This window comes from Algicella marina, assembly GCF_009931615.1.
GTDB classification, from domain to species: Bacteria; Pseudomonadota; Alphaproteobacteria; order Rhodobacterales; family Rhodobacteraceae; genus Algicella; species Algicella marina.
Genome location: NZ_CP046620.1, coordinates 3,399,511 through 3,421,255, shown reverse-complemented (window position 1 = coordinate 3,421,255; position 21,745 = coordinate 3,399,511). Strand labels below are relative to the sequence as shown.

Annotated in this window: 20 protein-coding genes; 9 read left to right on the top strand and 11 right to left on the bottom strand. The window is 62.8% G+C overall.

The genetic code is table 11. The features are described 5' to 3' along the window. Positions 1–60 precede the first annotated feature (60 nt). Entirely contained in the window at positions 61–537 is a 477-nt protein-coding gene (locus GO499_RS16740) for an Lrp/AsnC family transcriptional regulator (RefSeq protein ID WP_161863251.1), read from the bottom strand. 104 nt (positions 538–641) lie between these two features. Here GO499_RS16740 and GO499_RS16735 point away from each other — a divergent pair, with 104 nt between their 5' ends. Further along, positions 642–2,012 carry an aspartate aminotransferase family protein gene (locus GO499_RS16735; protein WP_161863250.1) on the top strand — a complete coding sequence of 457 codons (1,371 nt, stop codon included), beginning with the start codon at positions 642–644 and terminating at the stop codon, positions 2,010–2,012. A gap of 90 nt (positions 2,013–2,102) precedes the next feature. Here GO499_RS16735 and GO499_RS16730 read toward each other — a convergent pair whose 3' ends face one another. Next, entirely contained in the window at positions 2,103–3,101 is a 999-nt protein-coding gene (locus tag GO499_RS16730) for an AraC family transcriptional regulator (RefSeq protein WP_161863249.1), read from the bottom strand. A 108-nt stretch (positions 3,102–3,209) separates the two neighbouring features. On the opposite strand from GO499_RS16730, the gene GO499_RS16725 reads away from it, so the two are divergent. Continuing rightward, complete coding sequence (locus tag GO499_RS16725) at positions 3,210–3,665, top strand: cupin domain-containing protein (protein WP_161863248.1); 456 nt, start codon at positions 3,210–3,212, stop codon at positions 3,663–3,665. Between the two features lie 63 nt (positions 3,666–3,728). Here the strand turns inward: GO499_RS16725 and GO499_RS16720 are convergent, their stop codons facing one another. The 7 genes from GO499_RS16720 to GO499_RS16690 all read right to left on the bottom strand — a co-directional run bounded on the left by GO499_RS16720 (position 3,729) and on the right by GO499_RS16690 (position 13,769). Continuing rightward, the gene (locus tag GO499_RS16720; protein WP_161863247.1) at positions 3,729–4,532 is read right to left on the bottom strand and encodes an aldolase/citrate lyase family protein; all 804 of its coding nucleotides are present in this window, start codon (positions 4,530–4,532) and stop codon (positions 3,729–3,731) included. After that, positions 4,529–6,331, bottom strand: a complete 1,803-nt coding sequence (asnB, locus tag GO499_RS16715; protein ID WP_161863246.1) for an asparagine synthase (glutamine-hydrolyzing) — start codon at positions 6,329–6,331, stop codon at positions 4,529–4,531. The genes GO499_RS16720 and asnB overlap by 4 nt, the downstream gene beginning before the upstream one ends. A 57-nt stretch (positions 6,332–6,388) precedes the next feature. Continuing rightward, positions 6,389–7,822, bottom strand: coding sequence for a lipid II flippase MurJ (locus tag GO499_RS16710; protein WP_161863245.1), 1,434 nt, complete (start codon positions 7,820–7,822; stop codon positions 6,389–6,391). A gap of 51 nt (positions 7,823–7,873) precedes the next feature. Beyond that, positions 7,874–9,052, bottom strand: a complete 1,179-nt coding sequence (gene metK / locus GO499_RS16705; RefSeq protein WP_161863244.1) for a methionine adenosyltransferase — start codon at positions 9,050–9,052, stop codon at positions 7,874–7,876. Positions 9,053–9,146: 94 nt separating this feature from the next. After that, positions 9,147–10,463, bottom strand: a complete 1,317-nt coding sequence (locus GO499_RS16700) for a mechanosensitive ion channel family protein (protein WP_161863243.1) — start codon at positions 10,461–10,463, stop codon at positions 9,147–9,149. Positions 10,464–10,748: 285 nt separating this feature from the next. Continuing rightward, a complete protein-coding gene (locus GO499_RS16695) occupies positions 10,749–12,182 on the bottom strand; it encodes an NAD(P)(+) transhydrogenase (Re/Si-specific) subunit beta (RefSeq protein WP_161863242.1) in 1,434 nt (477 codons plus the stop codon). A gap of 15 nt (positions 12,183–12,197) precedes the next feature. Continuing rightward, the gene (locus tag GO499_RS16690; RefSeq protein WP_161863241.1) at positions 12,198–13,769 is read right to left on the bottom strand and encodes a Re/Si-specific NAD(P)(+) transhydrogenase subunit alpha; all 1,572 of its coding nucleotides are present in this window, start codon (positions 13,767–13,769) and stop codon (positions 12,198–12,200) included. 559 nt (positions 13,770–14,328) lie between these two features. Here GO499_RS16690 and GO499_RS16685 point away from each other — a divergent pair. Beyond that, complete coding sequence (locus GO499_RS16685) at positions 14,329–15,366, top strand: serine hydrolase domain-containing protein (protein ID WP_161863240.1); 1,038 nt, start codon at positions 14,329–14,331, stop codon at positions 15,364–15,366. A gap of 6 nt (positions 15,367–15,372) precedes the next feature. Here the strand turns inward: GO499_RS16685 and GO499_RS16680 are convergent, their stop codons facing one another. Continuing rightward, positions 15,373–16,188, bottom strand: coding sequence for a tetratricopeptide repeat protein (locus GO499_RS16680; protein ID WP_161863239.1), 816 nt, complete (start codon positions 16,186–16,188; stop codon positions 15,373–15,375). A gap of 55 nt (positions 16,189–16,243) precedes the next feature. Between GO499_RS16680 and GO499_RS16675 the strand changes: the two genes are divergently transcribed. From GO499_RS16675 to GO499_RS16650, 6 genes are all read left to right on the top strand, one after another. Continuing rightward, entirely contained in the window at positions 16,244–17,122 is an 879-nt protein-coding gene (locus GO499_RS16675) for an SDR family oxidoreductase (RefSeq protein ID WP_161863238.1), read from the top strand. A gap of 62 nt (positions 17,123–17,184) precedes the next feature. After that, positions 17,185–19,257, top strand: a complete 2,073-nt coding sequence (locus tag GO499_RS16670) for a YjbH domain-containing protein (RefSeq protein WP_161863237.1) — start codon at positions 17,185–17,187, stop codon at positions 19,255–19,257. Further along, entirely contained in the window at positions 19,236–19,922 is a 687-nt protein-coding gene (locus GO499_RS16665; protein ID WP_161863236.1) for a YjbF family lipoprotein, read from the top strand. Before GO499_RS16670 ends, GO499_RS16665 begins: the two co-directional genes overlap by 22 nt. 3 nt (positions 19,923–19,925) lie before the next feature. After that, complete coding sequence (locus GO499_RS16660; RefSeq protein ID WP_161863235.1) at positions 19,926–20,543, top strand: FMN-binding negative transcriptional regulator; 618 nt, start codon at positions 19,926–19,928, stop codon at positions 20,541–20,543. Positions 20,544–20,600: 57 nt separating this feature from the next. Next, positions 20,601–20,891, top strand: a complete 291-nt coding sequence (locus GO499_RS16655) for a hypothetical protein (protein WP_161863234.1) — start codon at positions 20,601–20,603, stop codon at positions 20,889–20,891. Positions 20,892–20,912: 21 nt separating this feature from the next. Next, positions 20,913–21,521 carry a glutathione S-transferase gene (locus GO499_RS16650; protein WP_161863233.1) on the top strand — a complete coding sequence of 203 codons (609 nt, stop codon included), beginning with the start codon at positions 20,913–20,915 and terminating at the stop codon, positions 21,519–21,521. A gap of 14 nt (positions 21,522–21,535) precedes the next feature. Here GO499_RS16650 and GO499_RS16645 read toward each other — a convergent pair whose 3' ends face one another. Next, a complete protein-coding gene (locus tag GO499_RS16645; protein WP_161863232.1) occupies positions 21,536–21,676 on the bottom strand; it encodes a hypothetical protein in 141 nt (46 codons plus the stop codon). Between the last annotated feature and the right edge of the window lie 69 nt (positions 21,677–21,745).

Sequence of the window (21,745 nt, the reverse complement as noted above, 5' to 3'; positions counted from 1 at the left end):
CCGCAGGGGTGGCGAAGGCCAAGGCCCAAATCCGCAAGGCGAACCACAATAGCGCCAAGTTCATCCCCACGGCGGCACGTAGAACGATGTCTTGATTTCGTCCATTACCACGGTTGTCCGAAACCCCTTGATATCCGGATTGTCGTGCAGGAAGCGGCGCGTGAACGCCTCGTATTCCTGGATGTCCCGCGCAGTGACCAGCATGACGAAATCGGTCTGCCCGGTCACATACCACGCACTCATCACGAAGGGGTCCTGACGCAAGGCCTTCTTGAAACTGTCGATGATGTCTGCCCGGTCACGTTCCAGTTCGACCGAGACGATCATGGTCAGCGTCCGGCCCACGTCGCGCGGCGCCACCACAGAGATATCCCGCCGGATCACTCCGTCTTTTCGCAGCCGGTTCAGCCGGCGCTGCACCGAGGTCGGCGACAGGCCCACCCGCTCCGCCATCTCGGCCGAAGTCAGCAGGTTATCGATCTGTACCTCGTGCAATATCTTGCGGTCGAAATCGTCCAACTCGCCTGTTTTCTCCATCTTTTCCTCGAATTTGCAGCAATTCTGCAAACGCTACCAAAATCCGCCGAAAACAACCACAGGCTTCGCTTTATGCTCGCGTGAATTTTCAGGAGGGTCTTGCAATGCTGACCAACGATCAACTCGCACAATGGGACAGGGAGAACTTCTTCCACCCGTCCACCCATCTCGGCCAACACGCGCGAGGCGAAACACCCTCACGCGTGATAACCGGCGGCGAAGGCATCTATATCACGGACCGTGACGGCCAACGGATGCTCGACGCTTTCGCGGGGCTCTACTGTGTCAACGTCGGCTACGGTCGGCAGGAGATCGCCGAGGCCATCGCGGAACAGGCCCGCGAACTTGCCTATTATCACGCCTATGTCGGCCACGGCACCGAAGCGTCGATTACGCTTTCCAAAATGGTGCTGGACCGTGCGCCCGCCCATATGTCCAAGGTCTATTTCGGCCTCGGCGGATCTGACGCCAACGAGACGAACGTCAAGCTTGTCTGGTACTACAACAACATCCTCGGCCGCCCGGAGAAGAAGAAGATCATATCGCGCTGGCGTGGCTATCACGGCTCCGGTCTCGTCACCGGCTCTCTGACCGGTCTCGAACTTTTCCACAAGAAGTTCGATCTGCCGCTGGCGCAGATCCTGCACACCGAGGCACCCTACTATCTGCGCCGCAAGGACAGCGCGATGACCGAGCAGGAGTTCTCCGCCGATTGCGCCGCGAAGCTGGAGGAGATGATCCTTGCCGAAGGTCCGGACACCGTCGCCGCCTTCATTGGCGAACCGATTCTGGGAACCGGCGGCATCGTTCCACCGCCCGAAGGCTACTGGGCTGCCATCCAGACGGTCCTGAAGAAATACGACATCCTGCTGATCGCGGATGAGGTCGTTACCGGCTTTGGCCGCCTCGGCTCCATGATGGGCAGCACTCATTACGGTATCGAACCGGATATCATCACCATCGCCAAGGGCCTGACCTCCGCCTATGCACCGCTCTCGGGTTCGATCATCGCCGACCGGATGTGGAAGGTTCTGGAGCAGGGAACCGACGAAAATGGCCCGATCGGCCACGGCTGGACCTACAGCGCCCACCCCATTGGTGCAGCCGCCGGTATCGCCAACCTGAAGCTGGTGGACAAGCTGGGCCTAGTGGGGAATGCCGCTAAGACCGGACCTTATTTCTTGAATGCCCTGACGTCGGCACTTGCCGATCACCCCAAAGTCGCCGAAGTGCGCGGCGAGGGTCTGCTCGCTGCCGTCGAACTGGCGGAAAGCGGTAACCCGCTGACACTGTTCGACCCGGCGGCCAAGAAAGGCGCCTCCGTCGTCGCCGCCATGGCCAGACGCGGTGTCATCGCCCGCGCCATGCCGCAGGGCGACATTATCGGCTTCGCCCCGCCGCTTTGCATTACCGAAGCGGAAGTGGATGTGGTCGTCGACGCCACCGTAGAAGCCGTCAAGGAGGTGCTGGACTGATCAGAAGCGGCCCGGCAAGCGTTAGCCTCACCAGAAGCCCGGGCGCCACGCCCGGGCTTTTTCACATGGCGCGCCGCTCTGTTCACTGTCTCAGGCCACGTGCCCCCGAAAGGCCCGCGGGGGCATGCCGCTCCATTTCGCGAATGCCCGGCTGAAATGCGCCGGGTCGCTGTAGCCCAGCTTGTACGCTACGTCCGTCACCGACAGTCCCTGCTGCTGCAACAAGCGGACCGCACGATTGCGCATCTGTTCGTCCAGAAGTTCGGAAAATGTCAGGCCCTGCTCCCCGAGCCGCCGCTGTAGTGTCCGCCGTGTCATCCCCAGCTTGGAGGCAATCCAGTCGATTTTCGGGTAGCCTTCCAGCATTGCGAGCCCGATCAACGCCACAACTTCGCTTTCGGGTGCGGCATCGGGGATACGCTCCTCCGAAGAGGTGAACGCCTGCCAGCCGCCGCCATCGCCGGGCCGCGCCGTCGCCAGTAGCGCCGTCCGAAATTCGATGGCCGGCACCGCGCTGCCAGCCAGAACGGGTGCGCAAAAGATCTGCTCCAGCGCCGCCGCCTGATTGCTGCGCGTGCCGGTCACCCGCACGAGGTCCGGCACCCAGGACCGCCCGAGGAAACAACGCAAGGTGTCGATCAGGTAACTTACGCCCAGCAACTCGTTCTGGAACCGCCCCTCGTAACCCGGATCCAGGAACTCGATGGACCAGCGCGAAACCCCGTTGCCGGAAACCAGCCGCAGGCGCGTCCCTGTCTGCAGGAACCGGTTCAGACCCCGGTTGGACCGATCTATCGCCGACCCGAGTGTCGGAGAGAGGCTGACCCAGCGACCAAAGGCACTGAGCTTCTCGATCCGCACCAGCCGGCCCAGCCGCGCCCCGAAATATGGGTCACCAATCTCGCGCCCGGCACTGTGCAGAACCTTGAACTGCTCGGCCAACGGCAGCGGCATGTCCGGTGCGTCGAGGATACCAAGCGGCAAATCCACCCGTTCGAAGACGCGGGCGATGCGTCCACCCCTGTCCTCCACGAAGCCGGAGATCGGCCCCAGCGCACTGGCGCGCGTATAGCCCCTCGTCTGCGCCATAGGTCCCGGTGCCTCCCCTCACACTCCCCTGTCAGTTTGGCACCAAATGGCAAGACGGCATAGCGGCAAGACGACACTCTGCCGTCAACCAACAAGAGGGAGGAAAAAATGGCCCACACATTCGACGACAGCAACATCCGCTGGTACCAGATCGACGGCCTGCACCACGCATCCTACAACGTGCTGAGCGTTGACGAGGACGCTCGGATCGTCGACGTGCTGTTCAAGTTCGATGCCAATCAGCGCGTCATCCTGCACAACCATCACGCCGACTATCGCACGTTCGTCATCCAGGGCGAGTTGCGAATCTACAATTCCACGGGCGATCTTGTCGAAACCCGCCCGGTCGGCAGCTACGTCTCCCGCCCCGCCGGTGGCGCGGCCCATACCGAGGGCGGCGGCGATCAGGACGCCATCGTGTTGTTCAGCAACCGCGGGACCGACGGCATGATTTACGAACTGCTCGACGATGACATGAACCCTGTCGCCACCCTCGGGCTGCAGGATTTCAAGGCCTTGATGGAGGCGCAGGAAAAGCCTGTCCAACCCATCCTTCCCGGCTGACACCTACGGTGCGCCGTTAAAATGGGCGTTCTGCCCGCGAGCACCTGCCGACCACCGTGTTCGCTACAAGCGGGCGACCAGGTCACCGACGGTGCGGGTAAATTCATCATGCCGCCGGTCCAGATCGTCCGCGCCGGTCAGTGCGGCGGCATAATCCTTCAATGCTTGCACCGCAGCACCAAAGCCCTGCATCTCCAGATCTGACACGCTGGCCGCTCTGTCGTGGAAGCCACGACTCAGGATCACCCACTCCGAACCGAGCCGCGCGTGCTCGGCCAGCACCATCTCCGCCGGGATGGCACCCTGACCGACGCGGGCGATCCCGCCAATCCCAAAGGGCACACCGGCAGCCCGCAGGCTGGCGCACGGGTCATCGAGCATCCCGTCGGCAAGTGGCTGGAACATGAACTTCATGCCAAGATCGAGATGCAGATCGTTGAGGCCGATATAGAGTGACTCAGGCGCCAACGCCGCGATTTCCGGCATGGCGCCGAGTGCCGATTTCGTTTCGACCAGCGGCATGATCCCGGCGCGGCCAGCCACCATGTCGCGAAACCGCGCCACCGTTTCCGCATCTCGGAACATCGGCAGCATCAACACATCTGCGCCGCGTGCGATAGCATCGTCCACCTCCGTGTGCGTGCCCTCGTGGAACGGGTTGACGCGCACCATCATCTCCGCCTCCGGAGCGGCGTTGCGAATGGCGGAAACACCTTCCGGCGTCAGCCGCGATTTCCATGTGTCGCCGGGTTGCCGCTCAGCCTTGCCCATCCACTCGAGATCGACGAACAGCCTGTCTACCCCGTGCGCCGCCACGTAGGCGGAAATGGCGGGGTCGCTGACGACCATCAAAGTTCTGAGGTTCACGCTGCCTGCTCCAGCATGTCCTCGTCTTCGTCGATGAACAGACGGAACCAGATTTCGATGGAGATCAGCGCCCGCAATTGCCGGGTAAGGTTCTCTCGCCCCGCCACATGCGCCTCCAGCATTTCCTCGACCACCGCCGCATCGAACAGCCCCCGCGCGGCCAGCCGCCCATCCAGCAGCATATCGCGGCAATACTCCGTCAGCGTATCCTTGAACCACTCGCCGATGGGCACGGTGAACATCTGCTTGCGGCGGTATGTCAGGTCGCGCCCCAGCCGCTGAACCATCGCAGATTTGTAGACGGCCTTCGTCTCCCCGCCTTTCAGCTTCATCCAGCCGGGCACGGTGAAAGCGAACTCGGCCATGCGGTAATCGAGAAACGGAGAGCGCACCTCCAGCGAATTGGCCATAGCCATCCGGTCGGGCTTCACGAGGTTGTTGCCGGGCAGAAGTACCGTTGTGTCGCCAAGGAGAACGCGATTGATCGGATCCTGCATCGGGTAGGCGCGCATGGCATCCGCAAGCTGGCGATAGGGGTCACTGTCGTGGAAGGCGTCAAAGAGGCCGCCCGTCAGCAACCGCGCCGACTGATCGCCGTGCAGAAGGCCCGAGGCACGGGCATAGCCATCCTCCCACCCGGCGGTAAGCTCTTCGGCGCTGCCTTCGGGGAAGATGCCGAGGTACTTCTCGTAGCCTGCGAAAAGCTCATCCCCGCCATCGCCCGTCAGCACCATCTTCACGTCCTGCACGGCAAGTTGCGAGACCTGATCGGTGGGCATGAAGCTCACGTCGCCATGCGGCTGATCGCAATGGTAGATGAAGCGGGGCCAGAGGCGGGTGATGTCCTGCTCCACGATTTTGGCGACGTGCTGTGTTTCGAAAAGCTTCGCCGCCGCCTCGGCCCATTTTGTCTCGTCAAAGCGGGCATCGGTGAAGCCGATGGAATAGGTGCGGATCTCGCCCTCGATATGGTCGCGCATCGACGCCACCACGGATGTACTGTCCAGCCCGCCGGAGAGGAAGGCACCGAAGGGCGCGTCGGACCGCAGGCGAATGCGGGTGGCATCATCCAGCAGGCGGCGCAAACCGGCCTCGGCCTCGGCTTCGGTCATCTTCGGATCGGGCCGGATGCCCGACAGCGACCAGTAGCGCCGAATCTCCATAGTCTCCCCGATCGCTGCCATGTGGCCCGGCATCAGGTGGACGATGCCCGCGAATGCAGTGTGGGGCGCGGGGATATAATTGAGCGCGAAGAACTGCGCCAGCGCATCGAGATTGGCCTGCCTGGGCAGGCCTGCGGCCAGCAACGCCTTGATTTCCGAGGCGAAGAAGATACCGTCCTCCGTCTTGGCAAGATAGAGCGGCTTCACGCCCAGCCGGTCGCGGTAGAGGTAGGTGGTTCCGGTGGCGCGATCATGGACGGCGATGGCGAACATGCCATTCAGCCGTGTCACGAAATCCGGGCCCCAGTGGCGGAAGGCGTGCAGGATCACCTCTGTATCGCCGGTGGTGCGAAACACGGCTCCTTCTGCCCGCAACTCCTCGCGCAATTCGATGTAATTGTAGATCTCGCCGTTCTGAACGACCGCAACCTTGCCATCCTCCGATATCAGAGGCTGGTCGCTGGCATCGCTGAGGTCGATGATCGATAGCCGTACGTTGCCCAGCGTCGTGCGTCCATCCGTGTCGAAGCCTCTGGCATCCGGGCCACGATGGCGCAGGCAGGTTTGCATCGCTTCGAACCGCGCGGGCGCGATCTTGCGCCCCTCAGCAACGATGGCCCCGAAAATTCCGCACATGGCCCGATCCTCTTGCGCCGCCCCTGCGCCAAGCCTTAGCCCGCGTCGGCGCAACGTTCAACGGATGCGGACCACCGCGCGGAACTTGTCGGCCCAGACAGCGGAGACGCCACAGAAGATCACAAGCCCCGCGAAGGCATGCAGCCAGACCGCCCCCTCCGGCACCACCAACCGGTCGAACGCGTACGCACCGGCCAGAAAGGCCGTCGCCAGCAGCAACCGCATCGGCGACAGCCAACGCAGGATGCCTACCCACGGCACTGGCATAGCCGCCAGATGCAGTAGTGCCGCCAGAGCGTAGAACAGCACGAAGGCCGGAAGCACCAATGCCGGCACGGCGATAGCCAGCGCCCCGGCGATCGCCAACGCGACCGCGGCATCCAGCATGACCCGACCGGTACGCTGCACCGCGTTCAGACGCGCGGCGGCGATGAGTTCCAGCGCCGCGAATGGCAAGGCCAGAAACATCCATCGTGCCGCGATCGTCACTGCCGCGAGGCCCGCCTCGTCCATCGCCCCGCGATAGAGGATCAGCCGCGCGATATCGTTACCGGCTACCTGCCCGGCAGCAAGGACGGCGCCGGATAGCACCAGCGTCACTGACAGCGCCGCCGCTGGCAGGCGCGTCGCCCCCATGTCATCGGTGAAACGCGGCAGCAGCACCGTCGCCAGCGGCGCGAAGAGCAAAAACAGGGGCAGCATGAACAGCTTCAGCCCGTAGGAGAACGCCGTCAGCGCACCCGGTTCCGCCAGCCCGGCAACGGTGCGGAACAGGATTTGGGCCGCGGCTGTTATGCCCACCGCCAAAACACCGGCGACAAACAGGCGCAAGAGACGCACATCCGCCCCCGCCGGGGCCCGCCATTGCGGCAGGAGGCGCGGACGGGCGTTGACCAGCAGCATCGACGTACGGGCCACGGCGGCAGCCAGCACCCCCAGCGCCAGCGGCAGGATCAGCGCCGCCCCGCCCGGCAGGGCAAAAAGCACGATGCAAAGCACGAGGTTGTAGACCCCTGTGCCCAGCCCGACGACAAAGAAAATGTTGCGCGCGTTCAGCAGCGCCCCGAGAACCCCGGACAAGGCCGCAAGGGGAATACTCAGCGCCGTCAGCCTCATCGCCAGCAGATGCGGCGTGTAGGCCTCCGCCGTTAGCGCCGGGGCGAGCAGGCGGAAAACTCCGGCAGGATAAAGCGCAATTACCAGCGCTACGGCTAACGATACCAGCAGCGCCAGCGTCGCCACATATCGGAACAGCACCTCGCGGTCGTCTCCCTCCGCACGGCGGAGCGCCGGCACCAGAGCAGCGGAAAATCCGCCTGCCAGCAGCAGCGTTATCAGGAAATCCGGCAGCGTCAGGATCAGCACCGCCATATCGGCCTCAGCACTGACACCGAGTTTCGCGGCCAGCAGCACCTCGCGCAGGAACCCGAACAGGCGGCCCAGCATCAGGGCCGCCGTCAGGGCAAGCGTGGATTTTGCGACAGTGCTCATGGCGCGGACCCTATGCCACTTGGCAGCACCCTTCTATCGCGAAATGCCGCGTCAGAGCGCCGCTTTCAGCGCCTCCACGAGGTCCTTCTTCTCCCACGAGAAACCGCCATCGGCGTCCGGTTCACGCCCGAAGTGCCCATAAGCCGCCGTGCGCTGATAGATCGGCCGGTTGAGTCCCAGATGCGTGCGGATGCCGCGCGGCGTCAGGCTCATGGACCCGCGAATGGCCTTCTCGATCGCTTCCGGTGCCAGTTCGCCCGTGCCATGGGTATCGACGTAGATTGACAGCGGCTCTGCCACACCGATGGCATAGGAAAGCTGGATGGTGCAGCGCTCCGCCATGCCTGCGGCAACGACGTTCTTGGCGAGATAGCGCGCAGCGTAAGCGGCAGAGCGGTCCACCTTGGTCGGATCCTTGCCGCTGAACGCGCCGCCGCCGTGCGGGGCCGCGCCGCCGTAGGTATCGACGATGATCTTGCGCCCGGTCAGCCCGGCGTCGCCATCCGGCCCGCCGATCACGAAACGGCCCGTCGGATTCACGTGCCATACGGTCTTGGCATCGAGCCAGCCCTCGGGGAGCACTTCCTCGATGTAGGGTGTCACCAGCGCCCGCACGTCCTCGGATGTCATCGAACCGTCCAGATGTTGCGTGGACAGCACGAGGCTGTCGACCCGCACCGGCTTGCCGTCGCGATACTCGATCGTCAGCTGCGATTTGGCATCGGGGCCAAGCTGCGGCGCTTCACCGGAGTGACGTACATCCGCCAGCCGTTTCAGAATCTTGTGTGCATAGAGAATCGGCGCCGGCATCAGTTCCGGCGTTTCCTTTGTGGCGAAGCCGAACATGATGCCCTGATCGCCCGCGCCCTCATCCTTGTTGTCGGCCGCATCGACGCCCTGCGCGATGTCCTGGCTCTGCTCATGCACGTAACAGTCGATTGAACAGGTCTTGAAATGAAAACCCTTCTGGCGATAGCCGATCCGGCGGATCACCTCCCGCGCGGTGGCGGAAATCTCTTCCGGTGTCACGGCGTTGGTGTCGGAAATCTTGACCTCGCCCATCAGCACCACCTTGTTGGTTGTCGCCGCCGTTTCCACGGCCACGCGGGCCTCCGGCTCCCTCGTCAGGATCATGTCGATCACAGCGTCGGAAATCTGGTCGCACACCTTGTCAGGATGGCCTTCTGAAACGGATTCGGAGGTGAAGAGGTAGTTCTTGCGCGCTGTCATGCTGTTCGTGCCTTCCGGGCTTCTTCTTGCGGTTGGGAGGTTTGGTAACTGTGTTGCCGATGGATCGCAAGGAAGGGTTAACAGCCCGCGCGGATCAGTCGCCCTCGAACAGTTTCGGTGCCGCTTCGGCAGGCGGCAGCATCTGAATATCCCGCCGCGGGAAGGGAATGTCGATGTTCTCTCGCTTCAGAGCGTCCCACAGGGCCAGATAAACATTGCCGCGAACATTGGTCAGCCCCGCCGACGGATCCTCTATCCAGAAGCGCAGGATGAAATCAATCGAGCTGTCACCGAAGCCGACGATGTGGCAAACCGGCGCCGGGTTGCCGACGACCCGCTTCTCCGTCGCCGCCGCCTCCCGCGCGATCTTGCGAACGTGGTGCGGATCGCTGTCGTAGCTGACGCCGAAATAGACATCGAGCCGGACGAGATTGGAGGAATGCGTCCAGTTCACCACCTGGGTGGTGATCAGGTCCTCGTTGGGGATCAGGTATTCCTTGCCGTCGCGGGTGATGACGGCGACGAAGCGGGCATTCAGTTCCGATACCCATCCAAACGTGTCACCAAGGCTGATCACATCCCCCGGCTTGATGGATTTGTCCATCAGCACGATCACACCGGAAACGAGGTTGGAAACGACCTTCTGCAACCCGAAACCGAGGCCGAGACCGACGGCGCCGGAAAGGACCGTCAGTGAGGTTAGGTCAAACCCGATGGTCTGCAAGGCGATGAAAACCGCGAAGGCGAACAGCATCACATGTGTCAGCTTGGTCGTCAGCACCCGCAGCGAGGGCGACATCTCCTGGTTCTCGGCCAGCCGACGGTCAAGAAAGCGGGCGAGGAAATTGGCGATGCCGATCAGCAGGCCCAGCACCACCACGGCCTTAACCAGTAGAAGCAGCGACAGTCGCGTCTCGCCCATCGACAGCGCCAGGCTGTCGAGTGCGGCCTCCGCGTCCTCCTGTATCCCCAGCACCCGGACGGTCACGAAGGCCCATGCGCCCCAGCGGACGATGGAACGGATAGCGGCATTCCGGATCAGCCGCGTGCTGATGGCCACGAAGATCCATGCCGTTGCCAGCGTGGCAGCGATACCGATCAGGTATGACCGGCTGGGCCATGTCATTTCCTGCATCACCAGATAGGTCATCCACGCCAGCAGCGCGAAGATGATGCCGCGCGTTCGCCGGAAGATCACAAGCATGAACCGCAACTGGCTTGCCCGCATACCCTCCAGCCCCCGCATCCAGGTCTCGATGGGTGGCTTGACGAAGCGGGCGATGAAGGTGGAGGCGACGGCAAGAACGATCAGGATGATGATCTGGTAGAACCGCCACGGCTGGAGAAGGGATTCAAGGAAGGCAAGCGCATCCGCCCAGGAGGATTGAAGCAGGGCCAGGATGTCATTCATGTGCGGTTCCGTTGTGACGTTTCGCCGACGGTTGAGATTCAACCTAGCCCAGACAGACAATTACGCAAACGGGTTGGTGTCGGAGGAAATCGAAAGATGGGAGGGTTCGATTCGCCCGAGTTGGCCCCCTTTAAAAAAGGAGAGGAGGGCCGGGCGCGGCCTGGGCTGGGCGCCCGGGCGGGAACGTGGCTTGGTGGATGCTCGAGAATGTTGGTGAGTCGCGCGAGCGGCCAAAGAAAAAGAGCGCTCCGGTGGGAGCGCCCTTTCTGTCGAGAGGCCCTCGGCTCAGCTTATCTTCTGAAGCAGAGTATCAAGTGATGCCTTCGCATCGCCGTAGAACATCCGCGTGTTCTCCTTGAAGAACAGCGGGTTCTCGATGCCCGAGTACCCGGTGCCCTGACCGCGCTTGGACACGAACACCTGCTTGGCCTTCCAGCATTCCAGCACCGGCATGCCGGCGATGGGGCTGTTGGGGTCGTCCTGCGCGGCCGGGTTTACGATGTCGTTGGAGCCGATGACGATGGCGACGTCCGTATCCGGGAAATCGTCATTGATCTCGTCCATTTCCAGCACAATGTCGTAGGGCACCTTCGCCTCGGCCAGCAGCACGTTCATGTGCCCGGGCAGGCGGCCCGCGACCGGGTGGATGGCGAAGCGCACCGTCTTGCCCTTGGCCCGCAGGCGCCGCGTCAGTTCGGCCACGTTCTGCTGGGCCTGCGCCACCGCCATGCCATAGCCCGGAATGATGATTACGCTATCCGCATCGTCGAGCGCGCTCGCCACACCGTCCGCGTCGATGGCGATCTGCTCGCCCTCGATGGCCTGCGCCTCACCCTGCGGGCCGCCGAAGCCACCCAAGATCACGCTGACGAAGTGCCGGTTCATCGCCTTGCACATGATGTAGCTCAGGATCGCACCGGACGAGCCGACCAGCGCACCCACAACGATCAGCAGGTCGTTGCCGAGACTGAAGCCGATAGCTGCCGCGGCCCAACCGGAGTACGAGTTGAGCATGGAGACGACGACCGGCATGTCTGCCCCGCCGATACCCATGATCAGGTGATAGCCGATGAATAGCGCCGCCAGCGTCATCAGGAACAGCGGGAAGAAACCGCCGGAGCCGAAGTACCACAACAGGCAGAGAACAGAGATCGCAGCCGCAGCCGCGTTCAGCATGTGCCCGCCGGGCAGCTTGGTGGCGGCGGAGTTCACCTTGCCCGCCAGCTTGCCATAGGCGATCACCGAGCCGGTGAAGGTGATGGCCCCAATGAAGACGCCAAGGAAAAGCTCGACCCGCAGGATGTTGACCTCGACGGAGGATTTATGGGCGAGAATGGCCGCGAAACCTTTCAGCCCCTCCCGCGCCGTTTCGTCCATGGCCAGTACGCGGCCGAGCTCGAAATGGGCGTTGTAACCGACGAACACCGCTGCGAGACCGACAAGGCTGTGCATTGCCGCCACAAGCTCGGGCATCTGCGTCATCTGCACGCGCTTGGCGAGGAACATGCCGATCACGCCGCCGCAGGCGACGAGGATGATCGACAAGAGCCATAGGCCGGAGCCCGGCCCGATCAGAGTGGCGACAACCGCCAGCGCCATGCCCGCGATACCGTACCAGACGGCCCGTTTTGCGCTCTCCTGCCCCGAAAGGCCGCCGAGCGAGAGGATGAAGAGAACAGCCGCGACCACATAGGCCGCCGTGGTGAATCCGAAGTCCATTATACCTGCTCCCCCTTACGACTTCTGGAACATGGCGAGCATGCGCCGTGTAACCATGAAACCGCCGAATATGTTTATGCCCGCCATGAAGACGGAAATTGCGGCCAGCAGGATCACGAGGAACGAGCCGGAACCGATCTGCATGAGCGCGCCGAGAATGATGATCGACGAGATCGCGTTCGTCACGGCCATCAGCGGCGTGTGCAGCGAATGCGCGACACCCCAGATGACCTGGAAGCCGACGAAGACCGCCAGCACGAAAACGATGAAGTGCTGCATGAAGCTCGCGGGCGCGACGGCGCCCACTGCCAGCATCAGAACCGCTCCTACAGCCAGTAGCGTTACCTGCTGTCTGGTCTGCGCCTTGAATGCTGCCACTTCGTCCGCAGCCTTCTCTGCCGGTGTCTTCTCCACCACCTTCTTGGCCGGTTGCTTGGCAATCGCGGCCACCTTCGGGGGCGGCGGCGGGAACGTCACTTCCTTCTCATGTGTCACGGTCGCGCCACGGATGACGTCATCCTCCATGTTGACGTTTGGCACGCCATCCTTGTCGGGCGTCAGGTCTGTCAGCATGTGGCGAAGGTTGGTGGCATACAGCGTCGAGGATTGTGTCGCCATACGGCTGGGGAAGTCGGTATAGCCGACAATTGTCACACCATGCTCCGTGGTGATCTTTTCGTCGGGGATTGTCAGGTCGCAGTTGCCGCCTCGCTCCGCCGCCAGATCGACGATCACGGAACCGGGCTTCATCGCCAGCACCATGTCCTCGGTCCACAGTTTCGGCGCCGGCCGGCCCGGAATCAGCGCGGTGGTGATGACGATGTCGATATCGGGGGCCAGTTCACGGAACTTCTCGAGCTGCTTTTCGCGGAACTCGGGGCTGGAGGGTGCGGCATAGCCACCGGTGGCCGCGCCATCCTGCTGTTCCTCGTCGAAGTCGAGATAAACGAACTCCGCACCCATGCTCTCGATCTGCTCGGCCACTTCGGGCCGCACGTCGAAGGCCAGCGTGATCGCGCCGAGCGATGTGGCTGTACCGATGGCCGCCAGACCGGCGACGCCAGCACCGACGACCAGCACCTTCGCCGGCGGCACCTTGCCTGCCGCCGTCACCTGCCCGGTGAAGAAGCGGCCGAAATTGTTCCCGGCTTCGATGACGGACCGATAGCCGGCGATGTTGGCCATCGAGGACAGAGCGTCCATCTTCTGGGCGCGGCTGATACGCGGCACCATATCCATGGCGATGGTCGTGACGCCCTTGGCCTTCAGCGTCTCCAGCAGGGCCTCGTTCTGGGCCGGCCAAATGAAGGAGATCAGGATATGGCCCTCACGCAGGCGGTCCAGTTCTTCCCCTTCCGGTGCGCGTACCTTGAGCACGATATCGGCAGCGGCATAGAGCGCCTCCGCACTGTCGACCACCTCTACGCCGGCCTCGCGATAGGCGTCGTCCGTGAACCGCGCCAGCGCGCCCGCACCGCTTTCCACCACGCAATCATAGCCGAGTTTCTTCAGTTGCTCCGCACTCTGCGGCGTCAGCGCAACCCGCGCTTCGCTCTCGAAAAGTTCTTTGGGCGCGCCAATCTTCATCTTGTGAAGGCTCCTCCGGTCTGTGTTGTTGTTTCGATGCCCCCCAAGGCACCAAAAAGGCTTCATGGATTATTAACCGGCCAATTTGTCCAACGCGAGAGGGAAGTTAACAACCGAGAATAATGCCGCATCGCTAGGAAAATAGTCTCGGTTGAAGTGATTCTCGCTTATTTGAAGGCCTTTGAACCGCTTTTGGCCGACTTGGCACACCATCAATATTACAGTGTGCAAAAGAGTACAGATTTCAATGCCTTCCGTATGACCCGAACCCAAGCCCCTCCGGCGAATCGAAACTCGCCATTCGGGAGCCACACGCAGCTACGGGACAACCTTACGTTGCGTCACAGGTCTAAAAAACCGTCTGCTATTATGATATTGGATTGTCAGGGCGCATTTTCGCCAAATTATCTTGGTGAATTTACCTTTGATGCAAGAATCGGTGTGACAAACATCGACTGGATGCAAAGATGGTTTCCGCGGCCCGTTCTACGGCCAAAATATCGGAATGAAACTTTGATGTTCAGTGCAAATGGTGGGGTAGCCAGTGTTACGGTGTAAGGTGGAAAAAACGAAGATAGGCCGCAGGGTGCTGGTAGGCGGCCTGGCCGGATCCGTTCTTCTTCCCTACGCTCCGCAAAAGGCTGCCACGCAGTGGGTGGACAGGGCGCGTCTGTCCGACGCCGACAGTTTTGCCGCCGATATCCAGCAACTCAACAGCCTCAGCATTTCCGTCAAGTCGGAGATTCATCTGGCCGCCGCCTATCGCGGCCCCGGCCTGAACACGCCGGTCAACGTCAAATCCGTCTCCAAGACCCTGCTCGCAACCCTTGTACTTATCGCGATCGACCGCGGCATCATCGCCAGCGTGTCCGAACCGATCCTGCCGCTGCTCGGCGATTTCGCCCCGAAGAGCGGCCTCAAGCCCTGGGTGGAAAACATTACCGTCGATCACCTGCTGTCCATGCGCAGCGGTCTCGCCCGAACCTCCGGCCCGGAATACGGCGCCTGGGTGAACTCTCCCAACTGGGTCGAGTATGTGCTGACAGGTCCGGCTACCGCCGCGCCGGGCACGGAAATGAACTATTCGACGGGTGACTATCACCTGTTGTCCGCGATCCTTACCAACGTGACGGGCCGCAGCACCCACGAACTGGCACAATCCTGGCTCGGCGACCCGCTGGAGGCGGAGATGCCGCCGTGGACACGTGACCCGCAGGGCATCTACATGGGCGGCAACAACATGGCCATCAGTCCAAACGGCATGCGCCGTTTCGGTGAGATGGCGCTGGCGGGTGGCGTACACAATGGCACCCGCATCATCAGCGAGGATATGCTCCGGGCGGCCTGGACACCGCGCGCCCGCTCTCCCTACTCCGGGCACCAGTACGGCTATGGCTGGTTCCAGACGCTGATGTCAGGCGTGCGCGTTTTCTATGCCCGCGGCTACGGCGGCCAGATGATCTATGTCATCCCGCAGCGCGATACCGTCGTCGTCATGACGTCAGATGCGAACCTGCCGGCCCGCAGCAACGGTCACGGCGGTGTACTGAACCGCCTGCTGTCCGAAAAGATTTTGCCCGCCATTTCCCGCGCCTGAGGCTGTTCAGGGCCGCGGCATCGGGCTTGGCCCGCTTTCCGGGGCCGCAGCGTCCACGCTCTCATCACGCAACACCGGACGGTCCGCCGCCTCCAGCCCGGCAGGAGCGTCCACCAAGGCACGAGCAGCCAGCAGTTCCCGCGCCGCAGCCCGTATATCGTGGTCATCGGTTTCCGAGGCCAGAGACAGGGCCAGCACCTGCGCTGCCTCCGCCTTGCCCTGCGCGGCCCAGATGAGGGCGCGCTCGAGCCGGACCTTCTCCGTCTCCGGTATTTCTGCCAGATCCTCCAGCGCCCCTTCCAGCAAACCGGCCTGTCGACGCGCTATAGCACGCAAAAAATAGCGGTTGTTCTCCGGCCCGACGGCGAGCAGCCGGGTCAGCGCGGCCTCTGCTGCCTCCCAGTTTTCCTCTTCCATCTCCAGTTCCGCAAGCGGCGCGAGGTGCTCCGCACCCTCCGGGGCTAGCGCCGCACTCGCCTCCAGTGTCTTTCGAGCAAGCACAAGCTGACCCTGGTTCAGCCACATCCGCCCGGCATCGGCAAACATCACTGCCCGCGCCTCCGTGGAAATCGCCGTGCCCCGGTCCTGCGCCAGTTCTGTCAGCTTCGTCGCCGCCACCCTCTGCGCCCCCAATGCCTCCAGCGCCGCAATTTCACACAGCCGCGCCTCCGCACCGCCGCCCAGTGTGATCCACCGGGCCGCCTCCTCCCGCACCGCCGCTGCATCTTCGGACACCGCCGACCGGCATTCCGCCAATGTCCGTATGTCCGCATGCGCGACGGTAGCCAGCATCACCACCACCATCACAGTCAGGCTTCGCATCCGCGTCCAATCCCTCTAGTCTTCCGAAAAAACGAGACTATCGCGGCAGGTACAAATGGCACAACCTCATCTTCTGGCCCTCGGCTTCGGCTTTACCGCCACGGCGCTGGCGAAATCGCTGCTGGCGCAGGGATGGCGTGTGACCGGCACCACCCGCAGCGAGGACAAGCGCCACTCGGTAACCGCCTCCGGCGCCGAGGCCGTGATCTGGCCGGGGGGGGATCTGGCTCCGGCACTCGCCACGGCAACCCATATTGTTTCTTCCGTCCCGCCAAGGGACGAGGGCGACCCGGCGTTCGAACTACTGGCCGACAATATCGGCGCGATACCCGATCTCCGATGGCTCGGGCTCCTGTCTACCACCGGCGTCTACGGCGACCACGGCGGCGGTTGGGTGGACGAGGATACGCCACTGGTGCCCAGCATTCACCGCAGCGGCCTGCGCGCTAATCAGAACGCGGCATGGATGGAGCTGTGGCATCGGTACGGATTGCCGGTGCACATTTTCCGTCTCGCTGGCATTTACGGCCCCGGCCGATCCGCCCTCGACAAGATGCGCGACGGCACCGCACGGCGCATCGTCAAGCCAGATCAGGTGTTCAGCCGCATTCACGTCGAGGATATAGTGCAGATACTCGAAGCCAGCTTCGCGCGGCCCACTCCCGGCACAGCCTACAATGTCGCGGATGACAAGCCCGCGCCGCCACAGGACGTGATCGAAGAGGCGGCAAACCTGCTCGGCCTGCCCGTCCCGCCGGACATCCCGTTCGAGGATGCGAAGCTGCGGCCCATGGCCCGCAGCTTCTACGCCGACAACAAGCGGGTGCGGAATAGCAGGATCAAGCAGGATCTTGGCGTTACCCTCCGCTACCCGGATTATCACAGCGGCCTGCGTGCCATACTCGCAGCAGAAAGAGGTGAAAACGCACCATAACCTTGCCACAGGCCCGCGTTTTGTGGGATTGCCAGCGAGAGAAAACGAAAAGAGGTGGTTCAGTGCGGGTAATCGGTGCTCTGTTGATCTCGGCCATGCCCTTCGCGGCCTTGGCCGAAGGCCCCACGTATAACCTCTACGGTAATCCTGGCCTGATCGATCTGCCCAGCGCGGAAATGGCGCCGGACGGAGAGCTTGCCGTCACCTACGGCCAGTTCGCCAACTCGAAACGCACTTCCATCAACTTCCAGATCCTGCCGCGCGTCAACGGCTCCATCCGTTTCGCCACCATCGACGATTTTTACGCCGACGGCTCTTCGGAAAATTTCCGCAGCTTCGACTTGCGGGTCCAACTGCTGGAGGAAGGCGATTGGCGACCCGGAGTGGCCATCGGCATGCGCGACATCTTCGGCGGCGGCGTCTACGGTGCCGAGTATATTGCCGCCACCAAGGAAGTGCTGCCGGGCCTCAAGCTCACCGGTGGTATCGGCTGGGGGCGTCTCGGCTCCGACAACGGCGTGGACGGCATCGGGGAACGCAACCCGACGGATGTTTCCGGCCAACTTCAGTTTGACAGCTATTTCCAGGGCGATTTCGCCCCGTTCGCCGGCATCGAATGGGCCACCCCCGTGGACGGCCTGACGCTGACGGCCGAATATGTGCCGGATGCCTATGATGCGGAAACGGCAAACTCCGGATTTGAGCGGGAGGTGCCCGTGAACTTCGGCATCACCTATCAACCCAACCGATCTGTCGCGCTGTCCGGCTACTACATGTACGGCGAGAAGGCAGGTTTCCAGCTTACCTTCTCCGCCAACCCCAACCGACCGCTGGCACCGCAGGATCTCGGCACCGGGCCGGCACCGGTTCTGGCCCGCGCGGCGGATGCCAATCGTGGCACCGGCTGGGCGCAGAAGGTCGAAAATCGCGACACGTTGGTCAGGGCCCTGTCAGAAGTGCTGGCTGCCGAGGGCATCGTCATCGAGGAAGCCAGACTCAGCGGCGATACCGCGGAACTTTATATTTCCAATACCGCGATCCAGCGCACGCCGAAGGCCATCGGCCGCACGGCCCGCATCCTTTCCACGGCCATGCCCGCCTCGGTGGAGACGTTCCGCATCACTACGATCGAAAGCGGCCTGCCCACCACCACCGCCGAAATCCGGCGGTCAGACATGGAAGCGCAGGTGGACACACCCGATGCCGGGCTGAAAAGCTGGCAGACGACGAAACTGCTCGACGCCCGGTCCAGCCTCGAGGGTGACATGGTTTACCGCCGCCCCATCGACAACCGCTTTTCCTGGTCGCTCAATCCGCGCATTCCCTTCAGCCTGTTCGATCCCGACAGCGGCGTCGAACCGGATTTTCAGCTTGTCTTCCGTGGCAAGTTTCAGGCGACGCGCGGCCTATCCTTTTCCACCGAGGTGTCCCGCTTCGCCATCGGCTCGGATCAGGAATCCGTTTCCACCTCCACCAGTTCATTGCCGCATGTTCGATCCGATTCAGATCTCTATTTCTCCGGCCACGATTTCGAACTGGACAGGCTGACGGCGGATTACGTCTTCAAACCCGCGCCCGAGCTTTATGGCCGCGTCTCCGCCGGCTATCTCGAACGGATGTTCGCTGGCATCTCCACCGAACTCCTCTGGGCGCCGACCAATTCCGACTTCGCGGTTGGCGGCGAAATCAACTATGTACAGCAGCGCGCCTGGGATGATGGCTTCGCCCTGGAGGATTACGACGTCGTCACCGGTCACGGCTCGATCTACTGGGATACAGGCTTCTACGGTCTGGAGGCGCAGCTTGATGTTGGCCGCTATCTCGCCGGCGACTGGGGTGCCACCGCGACGCTTTCCCGCCGCTTCGCCAACGGCTGGGAAGTTTCTGGCTACGTTACCCGCACAGAGGTCACCCCTTCCGAGTTCGGCGAGGGTAGCTACGCCAAGGGCGTCCTCATCACTATGCCTCTCCGCTGGGGTCTGCCGTTCGAGAGCCGCTCCGAAGCGACGCTGGACCTGACGGAATTCGACCGTGACGGCGGAGCCCGCCTGCGTGTCGCCGGCCGCCTGCATGAACGGATCCGCAATACTGACGGCAACAGCCTGGAGGGCCAATGGGGCGCTTTCTGGCAATAGCCCTGTTGGCTCTCGCCGCCTGTTCCAGCGAAGGCGCAGGGCCGATCACCGGCGCATTGATGGAACGGGTGAAGGGTGCCCTGCCTGGAGGTGATGAGGAGCCCAAGGGGCCGCCGCCGATCCGCCTCACCCGCGCGATGGTCGATCAGGCGGGCACCGCGATGATCCGTGGTGGACTCCTGTCGGAAAATGCCCGCTCCGTCTTTTCCGCCGTGACCGAGAACCGCGGCTTCGTCACCTACGCCTCCCGCTTCGGCCAGTCCCTGACGCTGCACGGCTCGCTTATCACCGGCACCCGCGGCATGGGGCGCGACCTTCTCTCAGTCACCCCCGATGCCCGCGATCCTCTGGTCGTACCTACGCCGGTGGCCGACTGGCCGGCCAGCATCGGTCGTCGCTACGTCTTCCCGGGCAACGGCCCGCAGGGTCGGGTCGTGGAGGTGCGCTGCCGCTACACAGTCGAAAAGCCACTGGAAATGGAGATCGTCGAGGTTACGCACACTGGCTTTCAGGTACGGGAAGATTGCGTCGGACCCGACATCGCCTTCCAGAACCAGCATTTTGCCGACGGACGCAGCGGCTTCGTCTGGCGCTCGCAGCAATGGATCGGCGACGCGCAAGGCACGCTCGACCTCGAAATCGTCGAACCCTACACAGGCGGCTGACCGATGCACCCCAACCCCGCCTACCGCCGGACAGGCGAAGACCGCAGCCTCGCCTTCGCTGGCGAACGCGGCTTCGGCATCCTCACCGTCAACGGTCCCGACGCACCGTTGGCCGCGCACATTCCCTTCGACCTGACTGCCGATGGCAAAATGCTGGAGGCGCACCTCGTCCGCTCCAATCCCATCTGGCGGGCGCTGGAAACCCCGCTGCCGGCCCGCATGATCGTTTCCGGCGCCGACGGCTACATCTCGCCGGACTGGTACGCGGCCGAGGATCAGGTGCCGACGTGGAACTATGTAGCTGTCCATCTCACCGGCACTGTCCGCCGCCTCGACGCCGACGAACTCACTGCCCACCTCGCCCGTCTGTCTGCACGCTTCGAGGACCGGCTTCTTCCCAAGAAACCGTGGACATTGTACAAAATGAGCGACGAGGTCATGGCCCGTTTCCTGCGGATGATCGCGCCTGTCCGGCTGGAGATCGACAACATCGACAGCACCTGGAAGCTCAATCAGAACAAGCCGGACGCCATGCGCCTGAACGCGGCAAAGCATGTCGCGCAGAGCATTGGCGTGGAACTGGCGGAACTGTCCACGCTGATGCGCAGGCCACCGGAATGAATTGCACGCACCCTCCCCAGCCCCTACATTAAGGGCAACCTGAGGAGGAGACAGCTCTTGCCCGCACCCATCGCCCCGATTGCCTGGACGGTTCTGCGCTTCGGTGCTCTGGCCGCCACCACCTACTATGTTTCGCGCCGCGCCAGCATGCGGCCGAAGGACATCTGGCGTGAATCCGCGCTCGACGGCGTTCACGATGGTCTCGAAGTTACCACCGACCGCTCGGAGGCGGAGGCCAATGCCCACACTGCAGCACGGTTCCGCCGCACGTTCCGCATGGGCGAAGGCCGCGGGGTGGAGGTCGATTTCGCCGCTCTCGGCCGGTTTCGTGTCCGCCGAATCGACTGAACCCTCATCAAGGCTTATCCGATGAAACTCTACCACTCCCCAACGTCGCCCTACGTCCGCAAGGTCATGGTGCTGCTGCACGAACTCGGCAAGCTGTCGAATGTCGAACTGGTGGCCGCCGGAGGATCACCAGTTGCGCCCGGCACCCTGCCGCTGCAATTGAACCCGCTGGGCAAGATTCCGGCGCTGGAACGCGCGGACGGACCTGCGCTTTACGACAGCCCGGTGATTTCCCGCTTTCTTGACGCCACCTTTGAGGGCGGTCTCTATCCTGCCGCGCCCCGCCTGTGGGAAACCCTGACGCTGGAGGCAACTGCCGACGGGATCATGGATGCTGCCATCCTGATGGTCTATGAACACAAGGCCCGGCCCGAAGGCACTCAGTCACCCGAATGGGAAGAGGCGCAATGGGCTAAGATCGCGCGCACGCTCGATACGCTGGAAGATCGCTGGCTTGCCTATCTCGCCGGCCCGCTCGACGCCGGCCACATCGCCCTGGGCTGCGCCCTCGGCTATCTGGATCTGCGCCACGGCTCGCGGGGCTGGCGCGAACGCCATACCGGGCTTGCCAATTGGTATGAATCCTTTGCTGCACGCGACAGCATGCTGCAAACGGTTCCGCAGGGCTGACTATTCAGGTGGTGTCAGCTGCCGGGTGCTTGCATCAACACCTGCTGATCTTCGCGCGAATAGATCGTTACCTTGTTGCGCGTGGTCCGCACGGCTGAAAGCATCAGCAGCGACGACACGAAAGCGAAGGTCATCAGTATCGCAAGAACAGTCACGGGCACCCTCCCATCGGATGATCACATTTAGAATCGTTAATGTCAGGTTCGGCGCCAAACCGGGCAGGA